Here is a 25,851-nt window from a genome sequence, read left to right as displayed (position 1 = left end):
GCCGTTGTCACACTGATTGTACTCTATTGTACGCAGTTGCTTCAAAAACTTCCCATGTGGTAAGATGATCCACACTGAATTTTTGGAATCGGCTCAGCAGCATAAGGAGGTGCCGGACTTTGACACAAGATCCTGTTTGGCAGCAAGAGAAGGAAAGGCTTGGTCTCGTATTGGAACGGATCCAGGAGGAGATTAAACGGACGGAAGCCTTGTCGGAGGAACGCCTTACCACCGTAGCGGAGGCGCGTAAGGACTTTTGGAGCGATATCTCCGTTAACCTCTCGAACCGCGACGACATCATGGAAACGTATGCGGCGATCACCCAGCAGTCCATGATGCTGGGCGGCCAGGAACGCAGCCTTCAGCATGCGGAAGACAACCGCTACCGGCTTCTGCGTATGTACAATTCCCCTTATTTCGGCAGGATAGACTTTACGGAAGAAGGAACGGACGATACCCAACCGATCTACATCGGCATCGGCTCCGTCCTGGATGAAGAGACGCAGACATACTGGGTCTACGACTGGCGCGCGCCGGTCTCCTCCCTCTTCTACGACTATCCCCCGGGGCCGGCGAGCTACAAGACCCCCGTGGGCACAATCGACGGCCGACTGGAGCTCAAGCGGCAGTATATGATCCGCGGCGGCGAGCTCAAGGCGCTCTTCGATACAGGCGTCACCATCGGAGATGAGGTGCTGCAGGAGATTCTCGGTGGGCATGCGGATGACCGGATGAAGAGCATTGTGGCCACCATCCAGAGCGAACAGAACCGGATTATCCGGGATGACACCCATCCGGTATTGATCGTCCAGGGTGCCGCGGGGAGCGGCAAAACCTCCGTAGCTCTGCAGCGGGTCGCCTATCTGATGTACAAACACCGACAGACGCTGCATGCCGACAATATGGTGCTGTTCTCTCCGAACGCCCTCTTCAACAGCTATGTCGCCTCCGTCCTCCCTGAGCTTGGCGAAGCCAATATGCAGCAGACCACCTATCAGGAATATCTGCGCCTGCGTCTATCCCGCCAGTTTGAAGTGGAGGATGCGTATGACCAGATCGAAACCCTGCTCAGCCTCTCGCCGGAGGACAGCATGTATGAGCTGCGTACCGCCAGCATCCGGTTCAAATCGTCGCGTGCTTATATCGAGGTGATCGAGAAGTACGCAAAGCGGCTGGAGAAGGAAGGCATGCTCTTTCAGGACCTCCTCTTCCGCGGCCGGGTACTGATCAGCGGAGAGCGGATGGCCGAAGAATTTTACCGGCTGGATCCCGCACTGAAGCTCAGCAACAAGCTCCATCTTCTGAAGGAATGGCTGCTGAAGGAATTGAAAGATCTGGCTAAGCAGGAGCGCAGGAAATCGTGGGTCAAAAAAGAGATCGAGCTGCTCGACAAAGACGACTACCAGAGGGCCCACAATGCCCTTCAAAAGCAGGCAGGCGACCGGGAGGTAGCATTTGACGACGCACAGCAGGAAGCGCTGCTCTTGGCCAAATTCGTCGTCCACGAGAGGTTCAAGAGCCTGCGCAGCCGGATCAAGGCCCTACGTTTCGTCTCAGGCTCCTTGCTGTATAAGCAGATGCTATCCCAGAATGCCCTGACCGCCGATGATATGAGCCGGCTGCTTCCTGCAGGGTGGGATGACGTGCGCCAGTGGACCTTGGAGCGCATGGAAGCGGGGCAGCTGCCTTATGAGGATGCCACGCCCCTGCTGTACCTGACGGGACTTCTGGAAGGCTTCCATTCGTACAATGCGGTACGCCATGTGCTGATCGACGAGGCGCAGGATTACTCGGCATTCCAACTCGCCTTCCTGCGAAGACTGTTCCCCCGTGCTCGCATGACCCTGCTCGGAGATTTCAACCAGGCGATCTACGCGCATACGCATGGAGGCGGCGACACGGCCGATAAGGGGTACGGGGTGATCTATGATCTATACGGGAGAGATCAGGTCGAACTCATCCGTCTGGTGCGAAGCTACCGGTCGACACGCAACATCGTTGAGTTTACGCTGAACATTCTGCCTAGAGGAGAACCGGTCGAGCCCTTTAACCGCAGCGGGGATGATCCCCGGATCGTTCAGGCTCAGGATATAGAGGAGCTGCAGCACTTGCTCGTAAGCGAGATTGACGGGCTGCGGAAGAACGGGCAGCATTCGATTGCCGTGATCTGCAAGACGGCGGTCGAAGCCCAATCCGCAAGCGCTGCGCTGTCTCCTTTCCTTCAGACGGAGCTCATCACCAAGGAGACCCGCATCTTCCCCGAGGGGGTGCTCGTCCTCCCGGCTTACTTGGCCAAGGGGCTGGAATTCGACGCCGTTATTGTGTATAACGCATCCCGGGAGCGCTACAGTCAAGAGAATGAGCGCAAGCTGCTGTACACTGCTTGTACTCGTGCCATGCACCAACTAACCGTCTTTTCGGTCGGCGATGTATCTCCACTGCTCGATTAACAGCAGCTTACCTTAAAGAAGCGCAATTCATCTTGCGCATTTGCGAAAAAAATATAAAGAGAACTGCGCAAAAACGGTTCTCTTTTTCTTTTCTTCGTGGTAAAATGAGGATAATTCAAAATCGAGGTGGAAACCATAATGCCGGCAGAATCTTGCTACTACATCATTTACGACGATTTTTCCATTTCCATTTGCACCATGCTTGATGAAGTTTGCGATGCTGTAGCCGGCGGGGCCTTGTTATACGGATATACGGATAACGAAGAAATGGCTCAATGGATGCTTAATGAATGTTTCCATGTTGTAGAAAAAGGAAATTCGTAAATTCGAATAAAGTCATATAAAGCCAGCAGCCTCTTACTCTTCGTAAGAGGCTGCTTTTTCATGTATGAAAACAAGTAAGAACGGATCAGCCTTCCCCGTTATTGTGACGGCTGTGGTTTTCGTTCTTGATCCGCTTCGATCCCGGCTTAGGCCCTGTACGCTGGCGCTGTTCACGCTGATTCTCTTGGCCGGTCGGCGGGTTTACCGGCTGCGGAATATCCTTTGGCATTTCGGTTTCCTCCTCTGGAACGGTATTAGTCCTTATCGGTCAGGGTGAAGGCATGCGGCTCTTTATCATGGTTCAGGGAATCCTGGTGACGATGATCATTTGTCTGCTGCTGAATCTGCTGCGCCTGATGACTGTTCACCGGACGAACCTCCAGATCTTCCACAACGTTCTGCAGGTTTTTGTCTACACCGCTTTTGTTCTTGGTCATAAGATACCCTCCTCCGGCTTAGCTGTGCGTTAAAGCATGCAGCTGCTGGGCACACTCGTGAAGATGTCTTACATAGTCGTCTACGAGCGTCTGGATGATCGTCGTGCGTTCATCCACCGAACCGCCGCCGCGTTCCACATCGACCAGCTCTACTTTCACTTCGCGGGAATCCACATACGTACACTTGAAGTCAAAATTGTACATGGTCCGGCCCGCTGTAGAGATGCGAACACGCAGAGCGTTCGGTTCAGCTTCATCTGCTTTCACCTCGGCACGGTCCGATTCATCGAGCACCCGCGGCAGTGTGTTTTGCCAAGCTTCAGCCAGGCGCTGAGAATCCACTTGCAGTTTATCTTTGTTGCTCATCTTGTACCACCTCCACACCCTATAACATGTGAAGGCACAGAGGTCCCTATACCCGGTTCCCTGCTCAAAATAAAGCCAGTCCTAAGGGGCAGTACAGTACCCACTTAGAGAGAGGGCCAAAAAAAGAGGGTAAAAACAAAAAAAACGACCGCTAGGGTCGTTATTTATGTATATGGCGGAGAGGGTGGGATTCGAACCCACGGTACCCTCACGGATACGGCGGTTTTCAAGACCGCTGCCTTAAACCACTCGACCACCTCTCCGGGTGACAAGAAGCATTGTATCACACCTGGAAAAGCAATTTCAAGGCCTACTTTTTGCTGATCTTGGTCACGCCGCCCATATAAGGCTGAAGCACCTCAGGAATCAGGACGCTGCCGTCTTCCTGCTGGTAATTTTCGAGGATTGCAGCGACTGTCCGGCCGAGGGCCAGCCCCGAACCGTTCAGGGTATGAACGAATTCCGGTTTGGCTTTCAGATCGCGGCGGAAACGGATATTCGCGCGGCGGGCCTGGAAGTCCTCAAAGTTGCTGCAGGACGAAATCTCACGATACGTATTGCTGTTCGGCAGCCATACCTCGAGATCGTACGTCTTGGATGACGAGAAGCCGATATCGCCCGTACAGAGCGACAGCACCCGGTAAGGCAGCCCCAGCAGCTGGAGTACCTTCTCTGCGTCTGCGGTCAATTTCTCGAGCTCATCAATCGATTGTTCCGGCAGGGTAAGCTTTACCAGCTCAATCTTGTTGAATTGATGCTGACGGATCAGTCCCCGCGTATCGCGGCCGGCCGAACCTGCCTCAGACCGGAAGCAGGCGCTGAAAGCGACAAAATACTTCGGCAGGTCTTCCGCCGACAAGATATCATCGCGATGATAGTTGGTTACAGGCACTTCCGCCGTAGGGATCAGGAAATAATCCGTACCCTCCAGCTTGAATACGTCTTCGGCAAACTTTGGCAGCTGGCCGGTACCGGTTAAGCTGTCGCGGTTGACGATCTGCGGCGGAAGCATCTCTTCGTACCCATGCTGGTCTGCATGCAGATCCATCATGAAGTTGATCAGTGCCCGTTCCAGCCGCGCTCCAAGTCCCTTATAGAACACGAAGCGGGAACCGGTTACCTTGCCGGCACGTTCGAAGTCAAGAATGTCGAGAGCCTGGGCCACTTCCCAGTGCGGCTTCGGTTCGAAACCGAACGCCGGCACGTCGCCTACCCGGCGAATCTCCACATTCTCTTCTTCCGAAGAGCCTACAGGTACGCTGTCCTGCGGCAGGTTTGGAAGGGACATCAGGATGCTGTCCAGATCCGCTTCCAGCACGCGGATTTCTTCGTCCAGTGCCTTGATCCGGTCTCCGACCACCTTCATCTCTTCGATAAGGTGATCAGCATTTTCTTTCGCTTTCTTGAGCTGTGCAACCTCCTGAGAAACCACATTGCGGCGGTTCTTCAGCTGTTCCACTTCCTGCAGCAGCTGCCTGCGATTCGTATCAAGACTCGTGAACCGGTCCAGATCCTCGAGGTTTGCCCCCCGGTTCGACAGCCCCTGTTTCACGCGATCGAGATCGCCGCGCAGCAATTTTACATCTAACAAGGAGATCCCTCCTACCTCGTCTCACGTACCATGTCTAGAAAATAGGCATGCATCCGCTCATCATCAGTTAATTCCGGATGAAAAGAAGCTGCAAGCAGATGGCCCTGGCGGGCCGCAACGACTTGGCCTTTGTACTCTGACAGCACGTCCACGCCCTCGCCTACACTGTTGATCAGCGGCGCGCGGATGAACACAGCCCGTACGTCCTTATCGATGCCTTTGATATCGAGATCCGTCTCGAAGCTCTCGCGCTGGCGGCCGAAGGCATTGCGGGCCACTTTCATATCCATGAGGCTCAGGTGTGCCTCATCCTGGCCTTCAATCTCCTTCGCCAGCACGATCAGTCCCGCGCAGGTCCCGAATAACGGCTTGCCCTGACGTGAGAAATCACGCAGGGCATCCAGGAATCCGTAGGTGCGCATCAGTTTGCCGATGGTTGTGCTTTCCCCACCGGGTATGATAATGCCGTCGATCTCACCGAGCTGTTCTGTCCGTTTGACAGGAACACCTTCGGCACCGGCTTTTTCAATCATTTTCACATGTTCGGCTACAGCTCCCTGCAGCGCCAGAACACCAATCTTCATCGCTATCAACCTTCTTCCCGCTAAGCCATGGATCGTAAATTACCAGCCGCGCTCCTGCATCCGCTCGGATACATGCAGCTTGGAAATTTCGATTCCTTTCATCGGTGTACCCAGGTTCTTAGACACCTTCGCGATCAGTTCATAGTTATCGTAGTGCGTAGTTGCTTCTACGATCGCCTTCGCGAACTTCTCCGGGCTATCCGATTTGAAGATACCGGAGCCTACGAATACGCCGTCGGAACCCAGGTGCATCATCAGGGCAGCATCTGCAGGAGTAGCTACGCCGCCGGCTGCAAAGTTGACCACCGGAAGACGGCCGGACTCATGAACCTGCAGCAGCAGCTCATATGGAGCCCCAAGGTTCTTCGCTTCCGCCATAAGTTCGTCTTTGGAGAGCGACTGGATCTTGCGGATTTGGCCGTTGATGAGACGCATGTGACGAACCGCTTCGACAATATTACCGGTTCCCGGTTCACCCTTTGTACGAAGCATGGAAGCTCCTTCACCAATACGGCGCAGGGCTTCACCCAGATCTCTTGCTCCGCAAACAAAAGGAACGGTGAATTCACGTTTGTTAATATGGAACACTTCGTCCGCAGGGGTAAGAACTTCACTCTCGTCAATATAGTCTACACCCATGGATTCGAGAACCTTGGCTTCGACAAAATGACCGATACGAGCTTTCGCCATAACCGGGATGGAGACAACCTTCATTACCTCTTCAACTACCGTCGGGTCAGCCATGCGGGCTACGCCGCCGGCTGCGCGAATATCGGAAGGCACGCGTTCCAGCGCCATAACGGCGGAGGCGCCTGCTGCTTCAGCAATACGAGCCTGTTCTGCGTTCATGACGTCCATGATGACGCCGCCTTTTTGCATTTCGGCCATACCTTTTTTAACGCGGGATGTACCTGTTTCCATGTCCGATTCCTCCTGAAACCTATCCGTAATTTTTCCACGATCCGGTATTATAGGACAAACTAACTAAGCAATAATTCTACATGAACCCTTCCAAATAAACAACCCATGAAGCCCGGTTTTATCCTTTTTTGGCCCCATTGATCGTATCCACGAAGAAGTTTTTGATGGCTCGGAAGAACAGGCGGACCCAGCTTCCCTTCTCTACATCCTGAGCCGCGACCAGATTGACGACATGTTCACTGCCGTTGTACGTAACCTTGGCTGTACCGACGACTTGGCCCTTCTGAATCGGTGCCGTCAGCTTGCTCTCATCAGAAAGTGCCTCTCCCGTGACTTGGATCTGGTCATCCGGTGTTCCCTTCTTGACCACGAGCTTCATTTCTTGTTCAGTGACGACCGGTACTTCGGTCTCCACACCCTTTTTAATATTCACAGTCTGCATGGAACTTATCGGTGACCCGGCTGCTGCAATCTGCTTGGCCTCAAAGTTGTTAAAGCCATAATCGAGTACCTTGCGGGTCTCTTCGAACCGCTTCGGCTCGGTAGGCGTCCCCATGACTACACTGATCAGACGCATACCATTGCGTTCAGCCGTACCTGTAAAGCAGTAACCGGCCTCATTGGTATGCCCGGTCTTCAGCCCGTCAAGTCCCGTATAGGCATAGCGCTTGAAGTTAGCATTATCTTTATTGGCCTCGAGCATCCAGTTCCAGTTAATCATAGGAGTCGTATCTTTCTCACGAAATTTGCGCGAGGAGGTTTTCGTATATTCCAATACTTTTTTATGATCCTTAATGATACGGTAAGCAATAATGGCTGCATCCTTGGCGGTCAGCATGGTTTCTTCTTTATTGTCCTTCGGCGCATATTTGCCGAGGTCCGCGATCGAAAGCCCTGTTGCGTTATTAAAATGCGCCTGCGGCGACAGCCCGAACTCCTTCGCTTTATCATTCATCATCTGAGCAAACTTTTCTTCCGTTCCCGCAATACGCTCAGCGAGAGCTACAGATGCATCATTCGAGGAGTAGATGGACATGGCAGCGAACAAGTTGTCTACCGTGGCCTGTTCGTTGGCTGCGAGCAGTTGACCGGACCCAATGACATCGGCTGCATATTGGCTAGCCGTCACCATTTCGTCAAGCTTCAGCTTACCCTCATCCACGGCTTCCATTACGAGATACTCCGTCATCATCTTTGCCATACTTGCAGGCGGATAAGCCGCATCCGCATTGGATTGGTATAAAATTTGGCCTGTAGCCGCATCCATCAGCACAGCCGATTTTGCATTGAGCTGAAGCTCTGTACCCTGTGCCGGAGGAGCTTCCTCCGCCCGGACCGCTGCAGGCTGAACTGCTGCCAATGTCGTATGTAAGAGTAACGTTACCGCTAATGTGGAACAAATTCGCTTTGCACGTACAAACAACAAACTCAACTCCCATAAAAAAAATTTTATACCATGTTCTTCATGATGCCTTTGTTATTGTACCATAAGCGACTTTTCCTTTACAAAAAAGAAAAGACGGGGCTAAATGCCACCGCCTTTTTGAATTCGTCTTACAGAGAGTAGTTTGGTGCTTCTTTCGTAATCTGCACATCATGAGGATGGCTTTCACGAAGACCGGCACCTGTGATTCGAATGAAGCTCGTTTCATTAATAAGCGCCTTAATGTTCCGAGCGCCGCAGTACCCCATACCCGACCGAAGACCGCCGACAAGCTGATACAATGTGTCTGCGAGAGGCCCTTTATAAGCCACACGGCCTTCGATGCCCTCCGGAACCAGCTTGCTTTCGTTCTCTTGGAAGTAACGGTCTTTGCTGCCTTCTTTCATTGCGCCGAGGGAGCCCATGCCGCGGTATACTTTGAAGCGGCGGCCTTGGTAAATCTCCGATTCGCCTGGGCTCTCTTCGGTTCCTGCAAAGAGGCTGCCGATCATAACGGCACTTGCGCCGGCAGCGATCGCCTTCGCTACATCACCCGAGTACTTAATCCCGCCATCGGCAATGATCGGTACATTGTAGCTGCGAGCTACGGATGCACAGTCATAAATGGCAGTAATCTGAGGAACACCAATGCCTGCAATAACGCGGGTCGTACAGATCGAGCCTGGACCGATACCTACTTTGACCATAGAAGCACCGGCTTCGATCAGGTCTCTTGTCCCGTCGCCTGTCGCTACGTTCCCGGCACAGATTGGCAGGTTTGGATACTGTTCTCGAATCTTACGAACCGTGTTCAAAATATTGATGTGGTGTCCGTGCGCCGAATCCACTACGATGAGATCGACACCGGCTTCAACCAGCGCTGCCGTTCTCTCCATGACATCTTTGGATACACCAACCGCTGCACCTGCCAGCAGGCGTCCGTGCTTATCTTTAGCTGAGTTAGGGAACTGAATCGCCTTCTCAATATCCTTAATGGTGATAAGGCCTTTCAATACATTGTTCTCATCGACCAAAGGCAGCTTCTCGATCTTGTGCTTCTGCAGAAGCCCTTCAGCCTGCTGCAGCGTAGTTCCCACAGGAGCAGTGACCAGCTGTTCGCGGGTCATGACTTCTTTAATTTTGATCGAATAGTCATGTACAAAACGCAGGTCACGGTTGGTCAGGATGCCGACGAGCTTGTTGTTCTCATCACAAATCGGTACGCCGGAGATCCGATACTTGGCCATAAGCTCTTCCGCATCATATACGTGATGTTCAGGAGTAAGGGAGAAAGGATTGGTGATTACGCCGCTCTCGGAACGCTTAACCCGGTCCACTTCTTCTGCTTGCTGGGCGATCGGCATATTCTTATGAATAATCCCGATGCCACCTTCTCTTGCAATGGCAATCGCCAAAGCCGATTCCGTCACCGTATCCATCGCCGAGCTGAGGAAGGGAATATTCAACTTGATTGCACTGGTCAATTCCGTTGAGATGTCAATTTCTTTGCCGAACACATCCGATTTACGGGGCACCAGCAGTACGTCGTCAAATGTTAGCCCTTCTTTGGCAAACTTAGTCTCCCACACAAAAATAATCCTCCTTCATGTTATACCTCATATAAAGCCCGAAAAGTATTATTGCAATCTTATCAAAAGCCCATTTTTGGTGTCAAGCCTAAACTGGGTGCATTTTCATGGGTTTTCATCCATGTTTTAAATAAAAAAAGAACCCTTTCGGATAATTTCCAAAAAGGCTCTTTTTGCTTGGCGACGTTCTACTCTCCCAGGACCCTGCGGTCCAAGTACCATCGACGCTGGAAGGCTTAACGTTCGTGTTCGGGATGGGTACGCGTGGTTCCCTTCCGCCATCATCACCAAACGATTATTCAAGGCTTGTACCTTGAAAACTGGATATACATTCGGGTATATCATTTTGCGTTCCGTTGTGCTTCGCACAAAGGTCACTACCAAAATGATATATCCTCACTCGCTAGCTTAAGACTAACATCTACATTACTGCTGCCGCTTCCTTGCGGAAGCTAGTGGATAAGCCCTCGACCGATTAGTATTCGTCAGCTCCACACGTTGCCGCGCTTCCACCCCGAACCTATCAACCTCGTCGTCTACAAGGGGTCTTACTAATTGGGAAATCTCATCTTGAGGGGGGCTTCACGCTTAGATGCTTTCAGCGCTTATCCCGTCCGTACTTGGCTATCCAGCCGTGCTCCTGGCGGAACAACTGGTACACCAGCGGTACGTCCATCCCGGTCCTCTCGTACTAAGGACAGCTCCTCTCAAATTTCCTGCGCCCGCGACAGATAGGGACCGAACTGTCTCACGACGTTCTGAACCCAGCTCGCGTACCGCTTTAATGGGCGAACAGCCCAACCCTTGGGACCTACTTCAGCCCCAGGATGCGATGAGCCGACATCGAGGTGCCAAACCTCCCCGTCGATGTGGACTCTTGGGGGAGATAAGCCTGTTATCCCCAGGGTAGCTTTTATCCGTTGAGCGATGGCCCTTCCATTCGGTACCACCGGATCACTAAGCCCGACTTTCGTCCCTGCTCGACCTGTTTGTCTCGCAGTCAAGCTCCCTTATGCCTTTGCACTCTTCGAATGATTTCCAACCATTCTGAGGGAACCTTGGGGCGCCTCCGTTACGCTTTAGGAGGCGACCGCCCCAGTCAAACTGCCCACCTGACACTGTCCCCGCACCGGATCACGGTACCAGGTTAGAACTCCGATACGATCAGGGTGGTATCCCAACGGCGCCTCCACCCAAGCTGGCGCTCAGGCTTCTCAGGCTCCCACCTATCCTGTACAGATCGTACCAAAGTCCAATATCAAGCTGCAGTAAAGCTCCATGGGGTCTTTCCGTCTTGTCGCGGGTAACCTGCATCTTCACAGGTATTAAAATTTCACCGGATCTCTCGTCGAGACAGCGCCCAAGTCGTTACGCCATTCGTGCGGGTCAGAATTTACCTGACAAGGAATTTCGCTACCTTAGGACCGTTATAGTTACGGCCGCCGTTTACTGGGGCTTCGGTTCACAGCTTCGGGTTACCCCTAACCGCTCCCCTTAACCTTCCAGCACCGGGCAGGCGTCAGCCCGTATACTTCGCCTTGCGGCTTCGCACAGACCTGTGTTTTTGCTAAACAGTCGCTTGGGCCTTTTCACTGCGGCCCCCTCGGGCTATTCACCCTACCGAGGCACCCCTTCTCCCGAAGTTACGGGGTCATTTTGCCGAGTTCCTTAACGAGAGTTCTTCCGCGCGCCTTAGCATGCTCTGCTCGCCTACCTGTGTCGGTTTGCGGTACGGGCACCTTCTCCCTGGCTAGAGGCTTTTCTTGGCAGCCTGAACTCATGACCTTCGGTACTTAAGTTTCCCTCCCCATCACAGCTCAGCCTTACGATGTGCGGATTTGCCTGCACATCAGCCTCACTGCTTGGACGAGCATCCATCAGCTCGCGTCACTATCCTTCTGCGTCACCCCATTGCTCATAACGGTTCACGGTGGTACAGGAATTTCAACCTGTTGTCCTTCGACTACGCCTTTCGGCCTCGCCTTAGGTCCCGACTTACCCTGAGCGGACGAGCCTTCCTCAGGAACCCTTAGGCTTTCGGCGGATCAGATTCTCACTGATCTTTTCGTTACTCATACCGGCATTCTCACTTGTATGCAGTCCAGCTGTCCTCACGATCAACCTTCAACCCGCATACAACGCTCCCCTACCCCAGGATATCATAGATATCTAGTCATAGCTTCGGTGGTGTGTTTAGCCCCGTTACATTTTCGGCGCAGAGTCACTCGACCAGTGAGCTATTACGCACTCTTTCAATGGTGGCTGCTTCTAAGCCAACATCCTGGTTGTCTGTGCAACTCCACATCCTTTCCCACTTAACACACACTTGGGGACCTTAGCTGATGATCTGGGCTGTTTCCCTCTTGACAATGGATCTTAGCACTCACTGTCTGACTCCCGGGCATCACGTTTGCGGCATTCAGAGTTTGACTGGACTTGGTAACCCTTGGCGGGCCCCGCACCCAATCAGTGCTTTACCTCCGCAACGCTAACCCGAGGCTAGCCCTAAAGCTATTTCGGGGAGAACCAGCTATCTCCGAGTTCGATTGGAATTTCTCCGCTACCCCCACCTCATCCCCGAATTTTTCAACATTCGTGGGTTCGGGCCTCCAGTGCGTGTTACCGCACCTTCACCCTGGACAGGGGTAGATCACACGGTTTCGGGTCTACGTCCACGTACTCATTCGCCCTATTCAGACTCGCTTTCGCTGCGGCTGCGGCTTCTCACCTTAACCTCGCACGGGAACGTAACTCGCCGGTTCATTCTACAAAAGGCACGCCATCACCCATGAACGGGCTCTGACTTCTTGTAAGCACACGGTTTCAGGTTCTTTTTCACTCCGCTCCCGCGGTTCTTTTCACCTTTCCCTCACGGTACTGCTTCACTATCGGTCACCAGGGAGTATTTAGCCTTGGCAGATGGTCCTGCCGGTTTCCCACGAGGTTTCACGTGTCTCGCGGTACTCAGGATCCGTCTAGGGTGTTCGCAGAATTTCGGTTACGGGGCTTTTACCCACTCTGGCCGGCCTTTCCAGACCTGTTCGCCTACTCTGCTTAACCCACATTGACGTCCTACAACCCCAAGGAGCAAGCTCCTTGGTTTGGGCTTCTCCGCTTTCGCTCGCCGCTACTGACGGAATCACTATTGTTTTCTTTTCCTGAGGGTACTTAGATGTTTCAGTTCCCCTCGTCTGCCTCCGATGCAGCTATGTATTCACTGCATGGTACATGCGAATTACCACATGTGGGTTTCCCCATTCGGACATCCCCGGATCAAAGCCTGCTTACGGCTCCCCGAGGCGTTATCGTTGTTCGCCACGTCCTTCTTCGGCTCCTGGTGCCTAGGCATCCTCCGTGTGCTCTTAATAGCTTAACCAAGTCGCTCGATGATTTTATTTTGCGTTCCGTTGAGCTTCGCTCAAAGGTCACTACCAAAATAAAACATCCCGCTAGGCAGCTAATAAAAAACATTAGATACTTCAGCTAGTTTGTTTCGTATATCCAGTTTTCAAGGAACAAACGATAATGCTGTCGACTTTTGCGGCGACAAAAAGGATTCTACCACAAAATTCTAGGCATTTCAAGAAGAAATTTGGTGGAGCCAAGCGGGATCGAACCGCTGACCTCCTGCTTGCAAGGCAGGCGCTCTCCCAGCTGAGCTATGGCCCCATGGGAATGTATAAAATTATATGGTGGGCCCTAGTGGACTCGAACCACCGACCTCACCCTTATCAGGGGTGCGCTCTAACCAGCTGAGCTAAGGGCCCGTATCAAGATATGGTTTCATAACAAAAGCCCACCCAAGGTGGGCTTGCTTGGCGACGTTCTACTCTCCCAGGACCCTGCGGTCCAAGTACCATCGACGCTGGAAGGCTTAACGTTCGTGTTCGGGATGGGTACGCGTGGTTCCCTTCCGCCATCATCACCAAACGAAAGAATATCTTGTTGAAAGGTATTGCACCTTTCAAAACTGAACACGAGTGAGTGTCCCGCTTGCGCGGCTTTTGCAGCTTGCGCTGCCGATTTGATCCGGCCATCTTCATGGCCATGATCTCCATAGAAAGGAGGTGATCCAGCCGCACCTTCCGATACGGCTACCTTGTTACGACTTCACCCCAATCATCTACCCCACCTTCGACGGCTGGCCCCCTTGCGGGTTACCCCACCGGCTTCGGGTGTTGTAAACTCTCGTGGTGTGACGGGCGGTGTGTACAAGACCCGGGAACGTATTCACCGCGGCATGCTGATCCGCGATTACTAGCAATTCCGACTTCATGCAGGCGAGTTGCAGCCTGCAATCCGAACTGAGACCGGCTTCTAAGGATTCGCTCCATCTCGCGACTTCGCTTCCCGTTGTACCGGCCATTGTAGTACGTGTGTAGCCCAGGTCATAAGGGGCATGATGATTTGACGTCATCCCCACCTTCCTCCGGTTTGTCACCGGCAGTCACTCTAGAGTGCCCAACTTAATGCTGGCAACTAAAGTCAAGGGTTGCGCTCGTTGCGGGACTTAACCCAACATCTCACGACACGAGCTGACGACAACCATGCACCACCTGTCACCTCTGTCCCGAAGGAGGACCCTATCTCTAGGGCTTTCAGAGGGATGTCAAGACCTGGTAAGGTTCTTCGCGTTGCTTCGAATTAAACCACATACTCCACTGCTTGTGCGGGTCCCCGTCAATTCCTTTGAGTTTCACTCTTGCGAGCGTACTCCCCAGGCGGAGTGCTTATTGTGTTTACTTCGGCACCAAGGGTATCGAAACCCCTAACACCTAGCACTCATCGTTTACGGCGTGGACTACCAGGGTATCTAATCCTGTTTGCTCCCCACGCTTTCGCGCCTCAGCGTCAGTTACAGTCCAGAAAGCCGCCTTCGCCACTGGTGTTCCTCCACATCTCTACGCATTTCACCGCTACACGTGGAATTCCGCTTTCCTCTCCTGCACTCAAGTCTTCCAGTTTCCGGTGCGAACCGGGGTTGAGCCCCGGGCTTAAACACCAGACTTAAAAAACCGCCTGCGCGCGCTTTACGCCCAATAATTCCGGACAACGCTTGCCCCCTACGTATTACCGCGGCTGCTGGCACGTAGTTAGCCGGGGCTTTCTTCTCAGGTACCGTCATTCGCAGAGCAGTTACTCTCCACGACATTCTTCCCTGGCAACAGAGCTTTACGATCCGAAAACCTTCATCACTCACGCGGCGTTGCTCCGTCAGGCTTGCGCCCATTGCGGAAGATTCCCTACTGCTGCCTCCCGTAGGAGTCTGGGCCGTGTCTCAGTCCCAGTGTGGCCGATCACCCTCTCAGGTCGGCTACGCATCGTCGCCTTGGTGGGCCATTACCCCGCCAACTAGCTAATGCGCCGCAGGCCCATCCGTAAGCCACAGGTTACCCCGTGTTTCATGATTCCGGCATGCACCGAAACCAGCTATCCGGTCTTAGCTACCGTTTCCGGTAGTTATCCCGATCTTACAGGCAGGTTGCCTACGTGTTACTCACCCGTCCGCCGCTAAGCACCGAAGTGCTCCGCTCGACTTGCATGTATTAGGCACGCCGCCAGCGTTCGTCCTGAGCCAGGATCAAACTCTCCATTAAAGAAAAGCTGATGACTCATTTTGAAGCTTGGCAGAAACTCATCGCTGAGTCTCTATATTTAACACTCACTCGTTGTTCAGTTTTCAAAGGGCAATGTCATGTTTGTTTTCGCCACCTGTTCAGCGGCGACTTGATCAATATATCACAGCAGCCTACTGTAATGCAAGAGTTTTTTTGAAAATTCATAAAGCAATCTGAAAAACTAATAAAAAGAAGTCCCCGCTCCTAATAAACGAAGACTCCTCTATTTCTGTAAAGTACGGATATTTTTTGGTTTGCTCTTATCTGAGTTTTTAAGAAGAAAGCACATCCAAAATGTATAGATTCCGTTCCACCGTCAAATTGATAATGCTCCCGTTTACGTTAACCCAGGGCCTTGTAGGATTCGAGCGGTCAGAGAATACAATCTCGCCGGAGCGCCCGTCGTTCAGCTTAACCAGTGTACCGTTGTGGAACGAAGTTACCTTCTGAATAAAGGTCTGGACGATCGCAGGGTCCAGTTTGCCGAACGATTCCTGGAGCAGCTCTTCAAGCACCAAGTACCGTGACTTGGCCCTCTTATGAAACCGGTCAGACGTCATGGCATGGAACATGTCGGTAACGGCAACAATCTTCGCATAGAGATGAATCTTATCACCCGTAATTCCAAGCGGATATCCCGTGCCGTCCTCACGTTCATGATGCTGCAGTGCACAAAGCTTAACCCCTTCGTTGATCGCTGCAACGCCTTTTAGAATATTGTAACCGAGGATCGTATGCTTCTTCATTCCTTCAAGCTCCGCAGATGTAAGTGCATCCGGTTTGAACAGAATGGAGGCATCCAACTTTGCGTTTCCGATATCATGCAAAAGCCCCGCCAATGCGATGGGAATTAAATCCTTGGCCGCGCAGCCATGCCATCTAGCCAATTGAAAGGAGGTAAGTCCCACCATAATGCTGTTATGGTACATATAGTCTGTCAGCTGAAACAGACGCGGGCTGAAGGTGAGTACGTTGTATTGGTCAATATGGCGAATCAACCCCTCGAGTGCCGTCCGGATCTCTAAAATTGGAGGAGCTTGTCCACCGGGGCCCACACTATCAAATATCTGTCTGAGCAAGCGGAGCATCTTATCGTATTGTTCCTGGAAGTTCGATGTAACGGCTTCCGGCTTATCTGAGACTGCCGGAGACTCCTGTGCAGCTTCCTTCCCTCCGTTCTTTGACTCTATCTCAACGGAAGAAATAAGGAATGCCTGCAAAATTTCCATATCCCTGCCAGAGATCACTTTTCCCTTAGGAAAGAGAACCTGATTTCTCTTCGTCACTACATTCTCACTAATTCTGTCGCCGTACTTTAATTGGGAAACAGGGACGGGTGCCATAAAAATCCCTCTCTTTGCCTTCAGTATGCAAGCTCTTGCAGTATAGGCCCACTTCCGCAAAACCAAGACCGGAGACCTACGTAAACCCATTATAAATCAAAAAGAATGGGGATGTAAGCCCCATTCTTCTCGGATACTATTGGTTATTCTTCAGCGGGTTCATCCAAGCCTTCTTCCGTATCTTGAATCTCTCCGGCTTCTTCGCCTTCCAGATCTTCCCCGGAATCTTCGCTCTTCTCCACCCGAGCTAAGGTAGACACTTCATCTTCCTCCCGGATGTTGATCAAGCGAACCCCCTGTGTGTTGCGTCCCATCAAGGAGATACCGGACATGCTTGTCCGGATCACCGTACCGAAAGCGGTAATGATCATGAGATCTTCCTCTTCCTGCACGACTTTCAAGCCCACTACGGGTCCGTTCTTGGACGTCACGTTCAGGGTCTTGATCCCCTTACCTCCGCGTGACTGAAGACGGTATTCCGATACCGGAGTACGCTTGCCGAATCCCTTCGAGGTAACGATTAGAACGCTGTTATCCTGGTGGACGACGTCCATATCGATCACATGGTCTTCTTCATCCAGCTGGATCCCTTTAACCCCCGTAGCCGAGCGGCCCATCGGGCGCACTTCGTTCTCCGGGAAGTGGATTGACATGCCTTGTGCCGTCCCCATAATGATAGACTGGTTGCCGTCGGTTAACCGCACACCAATCAGGTCATCATCTTCGCGCAGCGTGATCGCAATCAAACCGCCTTTGCGGATGTTGCTGTAATCGTCCAGCGAAGTCTTCTTCACAAGTCCTTTCTTCGATGCAAAGAACAGGTACTTGTCCGAATCAAAGGCTTCCACCGGAATGACCGCATTTATCGTCTCCCCCTGTTCGATCTGAATCAGGTTGATGATCGGCGTTCCTCTGGCCGTACGGCTGAGATCTGGAATCTCATACGCCTTCAAGCGGTAAACCTTGCCTTTGTTCGTAAAGAACAGCAGGTAGTGGTGAGTGTTCGTGACAAAGAGGTGTTCCACAAAGTCTTTATCCTTCGTGTCCATGCCCATAATCCCTTTGCCGCCGCGGCGCTGACTGCGGTATGTCGTCACAGGCAGACGCTTGATGTAGCCGGTATGGGTAATGGTGATGACAACGTCACTCTGAGGAATGAGATCTTCATCTTCGATGCTTTCCTCGCCGATGGTAATCTCCGAACGCCGGTCATCTCCGAACTTCTCTTTGATTTCATTAAGCTCATTGCTGATAATTTCCAGCACAAGCTGCTCATCGGCCAGAATGGCTTTATACTCGGCGATTTTCTTAAGCAGCTCGGCATACTCTTCCTCGATCTTCTGGCGCTCCAACCCGGTGAGACGCTGCAAACGCATGTCCAGAATCGCCTGCGCCTGATCGAAGCTGAGCCCGAACCGGGTCATGAGGCCTTCTCTGGCCTCCTCCGTCGTGCGGGAGGCACGGATTAACGCGATGACCTCATCGAGATGGTCAAGTGCAATACGAAGGCCTTCAAGAATATGGGCACGTGCTTCCGCCTTGCGCAGCTCAAATTCGGTTCTCCGGCGGATGACTTCCTTCTGGTGCTCCAGGTAGTGGAAGAGGACATCCCGAAGATTCAGCACCTTCGGCTCGCCATTCACCAAGGCCAGCATAATAATGCCGAAATTGGACTGCATGGCGGTTTGTTTGTACAAATTATTCAAAACGACATTCGGATTGACATCTCTGCGCAGCTCAATCACGATGCGCATGCCGTTGCGGTCCGATTCATCCCGCAGGTCCGTAATCCCGTCGATTTTCTTCTCACGCACAAGCTCGGCGATCTTCTCGATCAACCGGGCCTTATTTACCTGGTAAGGAAGCTCATAAACGATGATTCTGGCTTTGTTGCCGTTCTCCTCAATCAGGGTTTTCGCACGCATGATGACCGAGCCTCGGCCCGTCGCATAGGCCTGCTTGATTCCCTCACGGCCCATAATATAGCCGCCCGTAGGGAAGTCCGGCCCCTTGATCGACTGCATGAGCTCCAGCGGAGTGACCTCCGGGTTCTGGATCAGCTGCTGAACCCCGTTGATCACTTCGGTCAGGTTATGCGGCGGAATGTTGGTTGCCATCCCGACTGCGATCCCCGACAGACCGTTCACCAAAAGGTTGGGGAAACGGGACGGAAGTACGGCCGGCTCATGTTCCTCACCGTCATAGTTCGGAACGAAATCGATCGTTTCTTTGTTGATATCACGCAGCAGCTCCATGGCAATCTTGGACAGACGGGCTTCCGTATAACGCATAGCCGCTGCCATATCGCCGTCAATGGAACCGAAGTTTCCGTGACCGTCCACGAGCATGTAGCGCAGTGAGAAATCCTGCGCCATACGGACCATCGTCTCATACACGGCGGAATCCCCGTGGGGGTGATACTTACCGATAACTTCACCGACGATTCTCGCAGACTTCTTGTACGGCTTGTCCGGGGACATACCGAGCTCGGACATGGCAAAGAGAATCCGTCTGTGCACCGGCTTCAAGCCGTCCCGGACATCCGGGAGCGCACGGGAGACGATGATACTCATCGCATAGTCCATAAAGGAGGTGCGCATTTCCGAACCGATATCAATTTCTTTTACTTGCGAACGAGGTTCTTCCGACATTGGTACCTCCTACATTACTTCACTGGATTAGGCCTTAAGTCAAAGGATGATGGTAGGACAATATAAAAACAACGTTCTCCTGCGGAGGGGACTGCTAGATCCCTGAAAACCGCGAAACTGCTGCAGGCCGAATGAAATGCCTCGCTGCAGCAGATCCGCATGTGGACCCGAGGGTCCGGTTATGGGCAATGCAATAATAATTTTAAATATCCAGGTTCTTCACGTATCTTGCGTGGAGCTGAATAAAATCGCGCCGCGGTTCGACTGCATCGCCCATCAGGGTATCGAATACGACGTCGGCGTCGATGGCGTCCTGGATGCTGACCTGCAGTAGCGTACGGCTGTCCGGATCCATGGTCGTCTCCCACAGCTGGCCCGGGTTCATCTCTCCGAGACCCTTGTAGCGCTGGACGTTGACCTTGGCGCCTTCACCGAATTCCGCCATGATGGCTTCGCGCTGCTTGTCGTTGTATGCGTAGCGGACCGTCTTGTTCCGCTCGAGCTTGTAGAGAGGCGGCTGTGCGATGTACACGAATCCCGCTTCGATCAGTTTGCGCATGTAGCGGAAGAAGAAGGTGAGGAGCAGCGTCCGAATATGCGCTCCGTCGACGTCCGCGTCCGTCATGATAATGATTTTGTGATAGCGGGCTTTGGAGATGTCGAAGTCCTCCCCGATTCCCGTACCCAAGGCGGTAATGATCGCACGGATCTCCGCATTGGACAAAATCTTGTCGAGACGTGCCTTCTCGACGTTGAGAATCTTACCGCGCAGCGGCAGGATTGCCTGGAAGTGACGGTCGCGTCCCTGCTTGGCGGAGCCGCCTGCCGAGTCCCCTTCGACGATATACACTTCGGAGATCGAAGCGTCTTTCGAAGAGCAGTCGGCCAGCTTGCCGGGAAGGGAGCTGACCTCCAGGGCGCTCTTGCGCCGGGTAAGCTCACGGGCTTTGCGCGCCGCTTCACGGGCCCGCTGGGCCTGCACGCCTTTCTCCACGATCTTCTTCGCGATAGCGGGGTTCTCCTGCAGGAACTCTTCGAGCTTCTCGGCGAACAAGGACTCCACAATCCCGCGGACCTCGCTGTTGCCGAGCTTCGTCTTCGTCTGTCCCTCGAACTGAGGATCCGGAATCTTGACGGAGATGATCGCCGTCAGGCCTTCACGGACATCGTCACCGGACAGGTTAGCGTCACTGTCTTTGATCGCGTTATATTTGCGCGCGTACTCATTCAAAATCCGGGTAAGGGCACTCTTGAATCCGGACTCGTGGGTTCCGCCCTCATGGGTATTGATGTTGTTCGCGAACGAGTAGATGTTCTCCGTATAGCTGTCGTTGTACTGAAGCGCAACTTCAACCTGAATATGATCCTTCTCGCCTTCCACATAGATCGGCGGTTGGTGCACCGGTTCCCGGTTCTGGTTCAAGTGCTCGACGAATGAAATAATACCCCCCTCGTATATGAACGTCTGGGAGATATCCGTACGCTCATCGGTCAGCACAATCTCAATGCCCTTGTTCAAAAACGCCAGTTCACGAATACGCGATTGAAGGGTATCGAAGTCATATTCCGTCGTCTCCGTGAAAATCTCTTCGTCCGGCCAGAAGGTAACCTGGGTACCGGTCAGCTCGGATTCACCGATCTCCTTGATGTCATACTGAGGGGCCCCACAGCGGTATTCCTGCTGATAGACCTTGCCTTCCCGTTTGACCTGTACCTCGAGCTTTTTGGATAAAGCATTCACGACGGATACACCGACGCCGTGCAGACCGCCCGAAACTTTATAGCCCTCACCGCCGAACTTACCGCCGGCATGAAGAACGGTGAGCACGACTTCGAGCGTCGATTTTTTCAGCTTGGGGTGTTCCCCTACCGGAATCCCACGACCGTTATCGATAACGGTAACGGAATTATCCTTGTGAACAATAACCTCAATACGCGTACAGTACCCCGCAAGCGCTTCGTCGATACTGTTGTCGACAACTTCCCACACCAGGTGATGAAGGCCCCGGGCGCTCGTCGAGCCGATATACATACCGGGCCGCTTTCGTACCGCCTCCAGACCTTCAAGCACCTGGATCTGACTTTCATCATAGGTCGTACCTGGATTTACAGACATGCAGACACCCACTTTTCCGTAATAAGAAAAGCTTCTTTCGAAGCCTTTTCTAAGAAGTTTATATCTGAGCAGAGAGGCTTTATGGTCGTGCTAGTTCGTCAGCAGCTGATGAGCGCGTTTCTTGAGCGTCATGGAAGAGATCGGGGAGTAGTACACCTTGGACTGGGTGACCACCAGCGATTTGCTCTCTTCGTCGCCTATGACTTCCACGCGCTTCTCCTTGCTGGCATAGGTTACGAACTGCTTGGATATTTTAGAGGATTTTTCGATGGATAAGTCAAAAATGGCGACAAGCTCCGATGCGCGAATAATTTTCTCCCCGCCCAAATGGATAAACATGCAGGCCCTCTCCTTATCGGCATAACTATCTATGTCAAGCTTCCGCTGCGTACATGAATGACAGAAGCGCTTTCGAGTTTGGAAACATCCACACTTTCAATGCCGGTCGTTGTGATGAAGGTCTGCACCTTTCGCTGAAACGTCTCGATGAGCTGCGTCTGCCGGAAGCGGTCCAGCTCGGACAGCACATCATCCAGCAGAAGGAGGGGGTATTCACCGACTTCTTCATGAATCAGCTCGATCTCGGCCAGCTTCAGCGACAATGCGGTTGTCCGCTGCTGACCTTGAGAACCGAACGTCTGTGCTTCCTTGCCGTTGATATAGAACCTTAAATCGTCACGGTGAGGCCCTACCAGCGACACGCCGCGGCGCAGCTCCTGATCCTTTACCTGTGATAACTTTATCATAAATTGGTCGAATAAAACAGCTTCATCTTCCTCCAGGCTGCCGGACAGCGGGCTTTCATAGTCAATTCGCAGCTGTTCTCCGCCGTTTGTGATCCCCGAATGGATCTTCTCCGCCCAAGCCTGCAGCTTCTTTATAAAGCTTTGACGTTTTTTCATAATTTTAATACCAAAAGAAGCCAACTGTTCATTCCAAACTTCCAAAAGTGGAGCCGGGGAGGAAGAGGAGAACAGTTGTTTGAGGTAATTATTGCGCTGCACCAGGATCTTGTTGTACTGCGACAGATCGTAGAGATAGGAAGGATGAACCTGTCCGATCTCCATGTCAAGAAAGCGCCGCCGGACACCCGGCGAGCCCTTCACGATCTCCAGGTCCTCCGGCGCGAACATGACGACATTCAGAGAACCGATGAAGTTGCTCAGCTTCTTTTGCTCCAGCCCGTTAATCTTGGCTTTCTTGCCCTGTTGCGAAATAGACAAATCCAGCTGCACGGCTCCGTAGCGCTTGTCTACTTCGGCGTGCAGCTGTGCCGCTTTGGTATCCCATCGGATGAGTTCCTTGTCCTGATTGGTCCGGTGGGACTTCGTCAGGGCCAGAACAAAGATGGATTCCAGCAGATTCGTCTTCCCCTGTGCATTCGGGCCTACGATGATATTCACCATCGCATCGGTCCGAAACTCCATCTGTTCATAATTTCGGTAATTTTGCAGAGCCAGCCGGGTTAACTGCATCAGCCCTGAACCACCTGAAAATCCCCGCATCCCTGCACCTTAATGATGTCAGATGGGCGAAGCTTTCGGCCGCGGCGGTGCTCCGGCTCCCCGTTCACGGTAATCGGCGTTTCTTCAAGAAATGGTTTGGCTTGTCCACCTGTGGATATGCAGTCGGCAAGCTTCAGAAACTGGCCGAGGGTGATGTATTCGGTGTGGATAGATACGGTTTTCATGGGTTTGCTCCTTTAGCCTGTCGTTCTGTAAGGCAGGATGAGCTGCAGCAGGCTCGAATTTTCGTCCGGCCGGATAATGATCGGCTGCATCGCACCGGTAAAACCAATATGAATCTGCTCGGAATCCATTACCTTCAACGCATCGAGCATATATTTGGAGTTAAAAGAGATCCGGAGCAGCTCTCCGTTCAGGCGGGCAGCCGTCAGTTCTTCTGTGACCTTGCCAAGCTCGGAGGAAGAGGAGGAGATCTCGATGGTCTGGTCTTCACGCATGATCAGCTTGACGATATTCGTCTTCTCTTCACGGGACAGCAAATAAGCACGGTCGATCGCATCGGCCAGGTCGTCGGTGTTGATGACAAGCTCGGTCTGGTATGACTGCGGGATGAGCTTCGACGTATCGGGATAGGTACCGTCCAGAATCCGCGAGTAGAAGAGAATGGAGCTCATCTTGAACAGCACCTGATTCTCGGCGAACACGACATCAATCAGCGTGTTCTGATCCGGCAAAATCTTGGACAACTCGTTCAGCGTCTTGCCGGAGATTGAGACGTTATTCAGAACGAGGCCTTCTTCGGTATCAATGTTCGTTTCGCGGCTGGCCAGACGATGTCTGTCACAGGCGGTGAACTTGAGCTTACCATCGGCAATGGTCCACAGGATTCCTGTAAGAATAGGGGTGGCCTCATTCGTCGAAACGGCGAAGGCCGTCTGCTTGATCATCGTCTTAAGCAGATCGCTTGGAATCTGGATCCGTTTGTTCTCTTCAATGCCCGGCATGATCGGATATTCTTCGGGATCAAGGCCGACCAGCTGAATTTCAGAAGAACCGGAGCGAATGGTGGTGTGGAAACCTTCCTTCACTTCGATTTCGACCTGCTGCGCCGGCAGCTTTCGAATAATCTCGACAAAAAATTTGGATGGCAGTACGACGCTGCCGGTCTGCTTCAGATCGATAACGGAAATTTCGTTCTTCTCTTTTGGGATAAAGCTCTGAATGGAGATGTCCGTATCGCTTGCGGTCAACGTCATTCCGGTCGAATCCGCGTCTATTTTGATACCGCCCAGGATGGGAATGGTCGTTTTGCTGGAAATGGCCTTCGATACGTGCTGTATGGACTCGTTCAGATATTCTTTCAGTACCGTTAACTTCATAATGTCACTCCTACAGGTTCTAAAATAGTCGGATACAGCATATACCTCTATATTACCTTTTTTTTATTAGTAATAGTAGTAGGGGCTGAGGATATGTGGATATGTAGCCGAAAGGGGCATAAGAAAAGCCTATCCACATGTGAATAGTTTGTGCATAGGCTCTTCATTATTCGATTGGTTATCCCAAGGGTCTGGCCTGTGTATAACTGATAAATGAGCTATATAGTGACTTTACATCGTCACGTTTTTCACTTTTTCGCTGATATTCTGGATGATCTTATAGAGATCTTGATCCACCTTCAGCGCCGCCGAAATTTTCTCATGGGCGTGAATGACCGTCGTATGGTCCCGGCCTCCGAAGGCATCCCCGATCTTAGGCAGGGAGAAATCGGTCATTTCGCGGGCGAGATACATGGCGATCTGTCTTGGAAAAGCAACAGTTTTGGTCCGCTTCCGCGCTTTAAAATCCTCAATCTTAAGTCCATAGAATTCCCCGACCTTCGCCTGGATATCCTGAATGGTGATCACCTTCGGCCTCGAGCTCGGAATGATATCCTTCAGCGCCTCGGCTGCCAGATGCGAAGTAATGTCCTCATTGATCAGCGACGAATAGGCCACGACACGAATCAGGGCACCTTCCAGCTCCCGGATGTTCGAGTCGATCTGGTTAGCGATGTAGACCATGGCTTCGTTCGGAATATCGAGATTCTCCGCCTTGGCTTTCTTCCGAAGAATTGCGATCCGGGTCTCCAGGTCCGGAGGCTGGATATCCGTAATGAGCCCCCATTCGAAGCGGGAGCGCAGGCGCTCTTCCAGCGTCGGGATTTCCTTGGGCGGGCGGTCACTCGAAATGATGATCTGCTTGCGTTCTTCATGAAGGGCATTGAACGTGTGGAAAAATTCTTCCTGCGTCTGTTCTTTGCCGGCCAGGAACTGAATATCATCTATAAGAAGAATGTCGATACTGCGGTATTTGGCGCGGAAACTCTCGCCCCGGTTGTCCCGGATGGCATTAATGAACTCGTTCGTAAACTTCTCGGACGAGATATAGAGTACGCGGGCGCTTGGATTATGCTCAAGCACAAAATGGCCGATCGCATGCATCAAGTGCGTTTTGCCGAGTCCGACGCCTCCGTACAGGAACAGCGGATTATAAGCTTTGGCCGGCGCTTCAGCGACGGCCAGCGACGCTGCGTGCGCAAACCGGTTCCCCGCACCGATGACGAACGTATCGAAGGTATACTTCGGGTTCATCATATGGCTGAACGTTTCTTCAGCTGCAGGCGGCTGCTTCGGTTTCACGGGCAGAGCTTCGGATGGAGTGCCGGCAGCTTCCGTTTGCTCATCTTCAATGGTGAATTTGAGCTCGACCGGGTGGCCCATGTAATCGACAATGGCTTCATTGATGTGCTTCGTGTAGCGGTCCTCCAGCCATTCTCTTGCAAATTTGTTGGGTGCACAGATCGTCACCGTCGATTTGTTGAATGCAACGGCCCTTGTGGACGCGAGCCAGGTTTCATAGCTCGGCTTGCTCACCCTTTTTTGCAATATTAGAAGTACTTGCTGCCACTGGTCGTTAGGATGGCTATCCAC

General features: G+C 52.4%; 18 protein-coding genes, 3 tRNA genes and 4 rRNA genes. 2 read left to right on the top strand and 23 right to left on the bottom strand.

Going from position 1 to position 25,851, the window contains the following annotated elements; translation table 11 throughout:
- Window positions 1-119 precede the first annotated feature (119 nt).
- Complete coding sequence (helD, locus tag ACP26L_RS00125) at window positions 120-2,450, top strand: RNA polymerase recycling motor HelD (protein ID WP_426450426.1); 2,331 nt, start codon at window positions 120-122, stop codon at window positions 2,448-2,450.
- A 138-nt stretch (window positions 2,451-2,588) separates the two neighbouring features.
- Window positions 2,589-2,774: a hypothetical protein gene (locus tag ACP26L_RS00120; protein WP_426450425.1), complete on the top strand. Its 186-nt coding sequence runs from the start codon at window positions 2,589-2,591 to the stop codon at window positions 2,772-2,774.
- Between the two features lie 85 nt (window positions 2,775-2,859).
- Here ACP26L_RS00120 and ACP26L_RS00115 read toward each other — a convergent pair whose 3' ends face one another.
- From ACP26L_RS00115 to dnaA, 23 genes are all read right to left on the bottom strand, one after another.
- Window positions 2,860-3,003, bottom strand: a complete 144-nt coding sequence (locus tag ACP26L_RS00115) for a small acid-soluble spore protein P (protein WP_426450424.1) — start codon at window positions 3,001-3,003, stop codon at window positions 2,860-2,862.
- A gap of 25 nt (window positions 3,004-3,028) precedes the next feature.
- Window positions 3,029-3,211 (bottom strand): hypothetical protein, encoded by a 183-nt coding sequence (locus ACP26L_RS00110; protein WP_013913837.1) that lies wholly within the window; start codon window positions 3,209-3,211, stop codon window positions 3,029-3,031.
- Between the two features lie 18 nt (window positions 3,212-3,229).
- The gene (locus ACP26L_RS00105; protein ID WP_426450423.1) at window positions 3,230-3,577 is read right to left on the bottom strand and encodes a hypothetical protein; all 348 of its coding nucleotides are present in this window, start codon (window positions 3,575-3,577) and stop codon (window positions 3,230-3,232) included.
- A gap of 173 nt (window positions 3,578-3,750) precedes the next feature.
- Window positions 3,751-3,840, bottom strand: a tRNA-Ser gene (locus tag ACP26L_RS00100).
- 47 nt (window positions 3,841-3,887) lie between these two features.
- Complete coding sequence (gene serS, locus ACP26L_RS00095) at window positions 3,888-5,168, bottom strand: serine--tRNA ligase (RefSeq protein ID WP_426450421.1); 1,281 nt, start codon at window positions 5,166-5,168, stop codon at window positions 3,888-3,890.
- An 11-nt stretch (window positions 5,169-5,179) separates the two neighbouring features.
- Complete coding sequence (gene pdxT / locus ACP26L_RS00090; protein ID WP_426450420.1) at window positions 5,180-5,752, bottom strand: pyridoxal 5'-phosphate synthase glutaminase subunit PdxT; 573 nt, start codon at window positions 5,750-5,752, stop codon at window positions 5,180-5,182.
- Window positions 5,753-5,791: 39 nt separating this feature from the next.
- Window positions 5,792-6,673 (bottom strand): pyridoxal 5'-phosphate synthase lyase subunit PdxS, encoded by an 882-nt coding sequence (pdxS, locus tag ACP26L_RS00085; protein WP_426450419.1) that lies wholly within the window; start codon window positions 6,671-6,673, stop codon window positions 5,792-5,794.
- Window positions 6,674-6,791: 118 nt separating this feature from the next.
- Entirely contained in the window at window positions 6,792-8,096 is a 1,305-nt protein-coding gene (locus tag ACP26L_RS00080) for a D-alanyl-D-alanine carboxypeptidase family protein (protein WP_426454759.1), read from the bottom strand.
- Between the two features lie 131 nt (window positions 8,097-8,227).
- Entirely contained in the window at window positions 8,228-9,685 is a 1,458-nt protein-coding gene (guaB, locus tag ACP26L_RS00075) for an IMP dehydrogenase (protein WP_426450418.1), read from the bottom strand.
- Between the two features lie 175 nt (window positions 9,686-9,860).
- Window positions 9,861-9,977: ribosomal RNA gene (gene rrf / locus ACP26L_RS00070) — 5S ribosomal RNA — on the bottom strand.
- A 163-nt stretch (window positions 9,978-10,140) separates the two neighbouring features.
- Window positions 10,141-13,061, bottom strand: a 23S ribosomal RNA gene (locus ACP26L_RS00065).
- 217 nt (window positions 13,062-13,278) lie between these two features.
- Window positions 13,279-13,354, bottom strand: a tRNA-Ala gene (locus ACP26L_RS00060).
- A 21-nt stretch (window positions 13,355-13,375) separates the two neighbouring features.
- Window positions 13,376-13,452: transfer RNA gene (locus tag ACP26L_RS00055), tRNA-Ile, on the bottom strand.
- A 46-nt stretch (window positions 13,453-13,498) separates the two neighbouring features.
- Window positions 13,499-13,615, bottom strand: a 5S ribosomal RNA gene (rrf, locus tag ACP26L_RS00050).
- A gap of 130 nt (window positions 13,616-13,745) precedes the next feature.
- Window positions 13,746-15,282, bottom strand: a 16S ribosomal RNA gene (locus ACP26L_RS00045).
- The 16S, 23S and 5S rRNA genes sit together here with 2 tRNA genes alongside, the layout of an rRNA operon.
- Window positions 15,283-15,575: 293 nt before the next feature.
- Window positions 15,576-16,646, bottom strand: coding sequence for an HD-GYP domain-containing protein (locus ACP26L_RS00040; protein ID WP_426450417.1), 1,071 nt, complete (start codon window positions 16,644-16,646; stop codon window positions 15,576-15,578).
- A gap of 143 nt (window positions 16,647-16,789) precedes the next feature.
- Window positions 16,790-19,297 carry a DNA gyrase subunit A gene (gene gyrA / locus ACP26L_RS00035; RefSeq protein WP_426450416.1) on the bottom strand — a complete coding sequence of 836 codons (2,508 nt, stop codon included), beginning with the start codon at window positions 19,295-19,297 and terminating at the stop codon, window positions 16,790-16,792.
- A 202-nt stretch (window positions 19,298-19,499) separates the two neighbouring features.
- The gene (gene gyrB, locus ACP26L_RS00030) at window positions 19,500-21,413 is read right to left on the bottom strand and encodes a DNA topoisomerase (ATP-hydrolyzing) subunit B (RefSeq protein WP_426450415.1); all 1,914 of its coding nucleotides are present in this window, start codon (window positions 21,411-21,413) and stop codon (window positions 19,500-19,502) included.
- 90 nt (window positions 21,414-21,503) lie between these two features.
- Window positions 21,504-21,752, bottom strand: coding sequence for an extracellular matrix regulator RemB (gene remB / locus ACP26L_RS00025; protein ID WP_013913827.1), 249 nt, complete (start codon window positions 21,750-21,752; stop codon window positions 21,504-21,506).
- 29 nt (window positions 21,753-21,781) lie between these two features.
- Entirely contained in the window at window positions 21,782-22,888 is a 1,107-nt protein-coding gene (gene recF, locus ACP26L_RS00020) for a DNA replication/repair protein RecF (RefSeq protein WP_426450413.1), read from the bottom strand.
- Window positions 22,888-23,103 (bottom strand): S4 domain-containing protein YaaA, encoded by a 216-nt coding sequence (gene yaaA / locus ACP26L_RS00015; RefSeq protein WP_426450411.1) that lies wholly within the window; start codon window positions 23,101-23,103, stop codon window positions 22,888-22,890. The genes recF and yaaA overlap by 1 nt, the downstream gene beginning before the upstream one ends.
- A 12-nt stretch (window positions 23,104-23,115) precedes the next feature.
- A complete protein-coding gene (dnaN, locus tag ACP26L_RS00010; protein WP_426450410.1) occupies window positions 23,116-24,258 on the bottom strand; it encodes a DNA polymerase III subunit beta in 1,143 nt (380 codons plus the stop codon).
- Window positions 24,259-24,489: 231 nt separating this feature from the next.
- Window positions 24,490-25,851 (bottom strand): chromosomal replication initiator protein DnaA, encoded by a 1,362-nt coding sequence (gene dnaA, locus ACP26L_RS00005; RefSeq protein WP_426450408.1) that lies wholly within the window; start codon window positions 25,849-25,851, stop codon window positions 24,490-24,492.

The organism is Paenibacillus sp. S-38, assembly GCF_049942825.1.
Classification (GTDB): domain Bacteria; phylum Bacillota; class Bacilli; order Paenibacillales; family NBRC-103111; genus Paenibacillus_G.
This window is presented reverse-complemented; position numbering and strand designations above follow the sequence as displayed.